The organism is Psychrobacillus sp. (assembly GCF_056205495.1).
In genome coordinates, this window is the sequence record NZ_JBAEAP010000335.1 from 1 (window position 1) to 5,665 (window position 5,665).

The 5,665-nt window shown below is 36.6% G+C and carries 4 protein-coding genes and 1 pseudogene; all 5 read right to left on the minus strand.

The window, feature by feature from the left end; all coding sequences use genetic code 11:
- Positions 1 to 398, minus strand: a pseudogene (locus AC06OU_RS09975) (hypothetical protein); the annotation flags it as partial.
- A 14-nt stretch (positions 399 to 412) separates the two neighbouring features.
- The gene (locus AC06OU_RS09980) at positions 413 to 1,270 is read right to left on the minus strand and encodes a carbohydrate ABC transporter permease (protein ID WP_169360540.1); all 858 of its coding nucleotides are present in this window, start codon (positions 1,268 to 1,270) and stop codon (positions 413 to 415) included.
- Positions 1,271 to 1,325: 55 nt separating this feature from the next.
- A complete protein-coding gene (locus AC06OU_RS09985; RefSeq protein WP_475855521.1) occupies positions 1,326 to 2,630 on the minus strand; it encodes an ABC transporter substrate-binding protein in 1,305 nt (434 codons plus the stop codon).
- Between the two features lie 158 nt (positions 2,631 to 2,788).
- Entirely contained in the window at positions 2,789 to 4,351 is a 1,563-nt protein-coding gene (locus AC06OU_RS09990) for an FAD-dependent oxidoreductase (RefSeq protein ID WP_475855522.1), read from the minus strand.
- On the minus strand, positions 4,348 to 5,665 hold a 1,318-nt coding region (locus tag AC06OU_RS09995), incomplete at its 5' end, for a DUF4127 family protein (protein WP_475855524.1). The genes AC06OU_RS09995 and AC06OU_RS09990, both read right to left, overlap by 4 nt.

Genomic DNA, 5,665 nt, shown 5'->3' on the forward strand with positions numbered 1-5,665 from the left:
CCTTTGAAGGTCATTCTTGCTAGCGGAAAAGCTGCAAAGGAACATAATATTAAGGGAAGTACTACGCCAAAAAAAGTTAGGATTACACTATTCATTAAATATCTAGCTATAGGCAATGTATTCCATACAGTAATGAAGTTATCGAAAGTAATATTCTTTGGTATTAATTGAGGTGGTATAGAAAATAAGACATCATTCGTTCCTTTTAAAGAAGTGGATAGCGCAAATAGGAAAGGGACAATGGTAATACATGTTATTACTAAGAGAAGTAGATAAGATAACAATTTAATTAACATTTTTTGTTTATTTATTCTTTTACTCGGATTACCAGACTTAAATTTTTTGCCGGTTTGATTTGTTGTTTCTTTTATATTTTCTTCGATTATCGATTGTGCCAATGTATTCACCTCCATTATTTCTCAGGGTTATTATCCAACAACTTTTGATTTATAAGTGTGATTATTAGGATAAAAACAAATAAAATAAACGAAATTGCACTCGCATATCCCATTTCAAGGTTTGTAAATGCTTCTTTAAATACTAGAAATACAGCTGTTGTAGTTGAGCTCAAGGGTCCACCATTTGTCATGGTTAACATTAAGGTAAACTCTTTAAATGCTCCCATTGTTGATATAACGGCCACAAAAAAGATCATTGGTTTAATCATAGGTATCGTAATATGTAAGTGTTTTTTCCAAGAACTAGCCCCATCTAATTCCGCTGCTTCATACAAGTCGTTTGGTACCCCTTGGAGAGCTGCTAAATAAAAAAGCATGTAATATCCGAATCCTTGCCAGATTGTTACAATTGCCAATGCAGGCATAGCAGTAAACGTATTCGTTAACCAACCAATTGGATCTATTCCTACAATACTAAACAAGTAATTGATAATTCCCTGTTCGGCAAACATCCAAGTAAAGAGGATGGCAGTTACAACTACAGAAACTAATGTAGGAAAATAAAAAATAAGCCTAAAAATTTTCACACCTCTAAGCTTCTGATTTACTAAGATAGCTACGAAAATTGGTAATATTACTAATGCAGGCGTAACAAGTAACCAGTAATAAACCGTGTTAAACATTGCCTTTCTAAACGTAGCATCCATAAATGCATCAATATAGTTTGTTAAACCTACAAATTCCATTGGACGAAACACATTATAGTTTGTAAAACTCAAAACAAATGCTGCAATGGTTGGAATAAATGTGAAGAGAAGCAATAGGAGAAGTGGCAGAGATAAAAATCCCCAAGCATGTCTTGCTTTATACATAAGTTAACCTCCTTAGAAGAGTAGTGGACCCCCTCTAATCGGAGGTCCAATAAAATTATTGAAGAATATTGTTTACTTCTGCTTCCGCTTCTTTTAGTGCTTCGGCCGGATCCTTATCTTCTAAAATTACTCGTTGGAAAGCAGTATGAATAGCCTCATTAACTTTAGACACATGCTCAGTTGCAGGAGTCATATTTACTGCATCTGCAAGTGATTGAGCTGCATAATACTTTCCTCTCTCAGTTGCATCCTTTGAATCTGCTCCTTGTGCAAAAAATTCATCATTAACTGCTTCTTCAACTGGAGGTAATACAGATGCAAGTTTACCAAATTCCAATTGGTTCTCTGCATTTGTTACAAACTTAGCGAATGCAACAGCTGCTTCTTTCGATTTACTAGATGCCGACACTGCAATATTCATTGGGTTAGCATGTTGCTTTCCAGCATCACCTTTTAATGCAGGAGCTGCCATCGATTTTTCATACACTTCTGGAGAAAGATCGTTTACTTGACGGAAAAGCTGAGGACCTGTCGACCACCAAGCAACTTTTTCCTGTGCATATAGCTCAGGCATGGACACTTGCTTTAACATAATATCTAAAGGAAATAATCCTTCGTCATGATACTTTTTATAAGATGTCCATAATTCTACAGCTTCCGGTGTATTGAAGGCAGCTGCTGTATAATCTTCATTTAAGATATTAATACCATTTTTAGGAAACAGTAAATGCATATCAGGAGCAATTACTTCTCCATAAGCTCCAGTTTTCTCCTTAATAACCTTCGACATTTCCCATGCCTCTTCAAATGTTGCAGGCGGTTCATCAAAGCCAGCTTCTTTTAGAATATCTGGATTGTAAATCATACCACTAGTAGTGGTATACCAAGGCAATGCATAAACAGAACCGTTTACACCACCAGTTTCCCATAACCCTTCGAAGAAAGTATCCTTGACGTCTGCTGCAGCTTCATCCATATTCACTAGTGCTCCATTTGCAGCTATTTTCTTCACAAATTCTGTATTAAGGTTCATTACATCTGGCATATTCCCACTTGCTGCAGATGTCAAAATGATTTGTTCCACTTGCTCATAAGGTACGTCTCTAATAGATACCTTTACTTTTGGGTTTTCTGTTTCGAACGTTTCTTTTAAATTATTCAAGTACTCGTCAAAAGTAGGACTCAGAGATATAGTCATAAATTCAACTTCCCCAGATAGCTCTCCGGATTCCTTTACGTCATCTGGTGAATCCCCTTTCGCTTCTCCAGCATCATCCTCCGAACACGCTGCCATAAAAAACAACATCGCTCCCAAAACAAGCATCCATAAAAGACTCTTTTTCATCTTGAAACTAGTCAATATAATTCCCCCCCAATATTTTTTAATGAATAAAATCGGAGTAAACCTCCTTTTATGTAAATAAAAGCGAATATTTCCTCCTATTCCAACTATATCCTTCCAGAATATTCATGTCAATTTAATTTTTTGAATTTTAAGACTTATTTTCTTAGTATTATTTATATAGTCGTGATTTCTGGCCAGTGAAGGCTGATGCCTCTATCCACTAGCAGACTTTGATATTCCTTAATTCGATTTGGACTATTATATATTTCATGTAAACTTATATCCGAGTTAATAGAAAATGCGGCTAGTGTTCCAGCTGCTTCTCCTATATTCCATTCCACCGGGTGAACTCTAAAACAACCATTGGTAACTTGAGTTGTTCCAATATTTTTACAAGCAGGAATTAAATTCTTTATTCTCACGGGTATTAGGCTGCCCAATGGTATTTCAAATGGATAGCTTTTTGCATAAAATAATCGATTACTTTTCGTTGTTGGGTGTAAATCTATTCGATAGGCGCCTATTCCAACTGAATTTTCTAACGTTTTAATCCCTGCTCCCCCTCGTAGATCTGCATTTATATCTTCTTCTACGACTGTTTGTAAAGCTTTAATCCTACGAGACTCACGGATGTATGGATGCATTGCAAAACCATCATCCGTTCCTGTAATATCAGGTCTTAGCTTCAGCTCTGGATAACCCTTGCCTCCATCAGCTCTTGGTGCTTCCGTTTGTAGCCAATATAACAATGAAAGGCTTAACTGTTTTGCTCCTTTTAAATGAGTAGCCTTTTCTTCCGGACTTACATCAATAATTGACCCTAACCAATAATCATTTTGTGGCCAATTAATTAGAGAAATATCTCCTTTAAAGAAACCATCCGTGAATTGATTAGCGTCAATAATTCTTCGATATTCCCATAATGGGAGCCTGTTGCTTTCGTCCTGGAATAACGGCAGTATCTTAGATTCACCTGTATCAGCCTCTGGTATATACTCACTTATTTGTTTATGCTTTAAAAAAGGAGCTTGATAATTTCTCCAAAATTCATATTGCTCCGGTTTTTCGATTGTATGGTTCTCCCCTTCAGCAAACTCTAAGGCAAATACATGTGTTATCGATTGCATATCTTGCGGGTCACCTACATCTAAAGCGTGGTACTCAGCTGTTTCACTCTTCGCCTCAGCCCCTATAGAATATTCTGCACCAGCTAACGGTAATACATCACCAAGTTCCGTAGCATCGAGGAAAAATTGTGCTTCAATTTCTATTTCCTCTTCCGTTAAAAGGTTTTGTACATATACTTGTTTAATTTCATCATTATTAACTTCTACTCTAGTAATTTTATGCTCCAGCAATAGCTCGATTTGTCCATTCGATAGATAAGGCTGTAGAAAGTCATATAAAATATTTAAAGCAACCCTTGGTTCATGTGCAATTCTACTAACCCAGCCGTTTCCAGGATTCAAACGATTATTATTTTTTGCATTCTCGTTTAAGGGATAATTCTTTTTATAATAGTCTCTTACTTCGTTTCTAAACTTCCTATATGTCTCTGTGCAGCCAAACTCTTCTATCCATGGATGCTCATCGGGTGGTACTGCTTGACTTGTTAGCTGGCCACCAATCCACTTCGTTTCCTCTGTCATGACCACTTTCTTTCCTAGCTTGACTGCTGACAGTGCTGCCATACAGCCTCCAATACCTCCGCCTATGATTGCTATATCTTTTTTCAAGAGAAACCCTCCTGTTCATACGACTTTACCTCTATACCAATCTCAAATGATCGATCCCAAGGAAGATAAATAGAATCTACCTCGTATTTCATATTGGTTTGTTCGATAAATGTAGTCGATGATTCTTTAAATAATTCCCTTACCTTTTCCAATAGCACGTCGTTTTGAACTTGTTCTTCATCTACTGTTTTTCTAACTTCCTGTCTGACAATTGTTTGATATATGTAATCATCGAGTAATCGGATTAAAATTTGCTTATCTTTTACTTGGCTGGTCACTCTTCCTTGTTTAGCAGCTAAATAAACTAAAGCAGCTTGCGCTATAGTGGTACCAATCGTGTTGCCTGCTGTATTCCATGCGGCAAATCCAGAAAGTTCTTCAATTGAAAAGACTGATAACAACTGAGGAATCATCGTCCGATCTGCCCCATTTGCATAAGCAACGTCCGCAATTGCAACTAATTTATCACGCATAAAATAATAGCGGAGTTTTCTTATCCACTCGCCTATATTTCTGTCATTTGTATCTACTTCATTTAAATTTACTTGTAAGGCCAAATCTCCTTGTTTCCTACCTGGTACATTTACTCCAAGTACTATATCCGCTTCCTCAGGGTGTTCAACTGTATGGCTGCCAAAAGCATAAATTTGTCCTTTTACAGATTCAAAAAGCGGACGGTCTTCATACATTGCTATAGATAAGGCACCCTTCATACCACTGTATATTGGATAGAAAGTTGGAAATGCTTCTTTCTCTAGTTCATAGATCATTCTAGCGGTAAGCACACTTGCAACTTCGTCTGCTCCTGGGTAAATAAATATTTTCTCATACAGACCTTTTTCAGAAATCTTTTCCTTTAATTGCTCCTGTTCCATAATATTAAAACCGTATTCACTCGTGTCATCCTGAGGAAATATCAACAAGTCGATAATCCCTTTTTGCACATAATCTATTAAGGTTAGATTTATCTCAAAGTTTCGTTCCCTACTCGTTATATAGTCTGCAAGAATATGTTCTGGAATTTTAGTTGTTAAATCATTAATAATGTCCCGATCCGCATTCAATTGATACTTTTGAAATAGGTGGTAATGATATGAATAAGCCCATAGTTCTTTTCCATACACATTCCAGTAATCCTTTTCCTCTTGATTGACGTAATTATTGGAGATTCGCATCGTCGAGCTAAATGCCATTAAGTGGACAGTTGGATATAGCTGTTTTATCTTTACTAACCAATCCAATCTTTGCCGGATGATCGATTCATTTTCGTTATTAATTCTAGAAGGAACCAAGCCACCGTAAAGAAGCATATCA

Bases quoted from the DNA above. Each gene is read 5' to 3' on its own strand.
- AC06OU_RS09980 (WP_169360540.1), bottom strand. From the start codon at position 1,270: ATGTATAAAGCAAGACATGCTTGGGGATTTTTATCTCTGCCACTTCTC.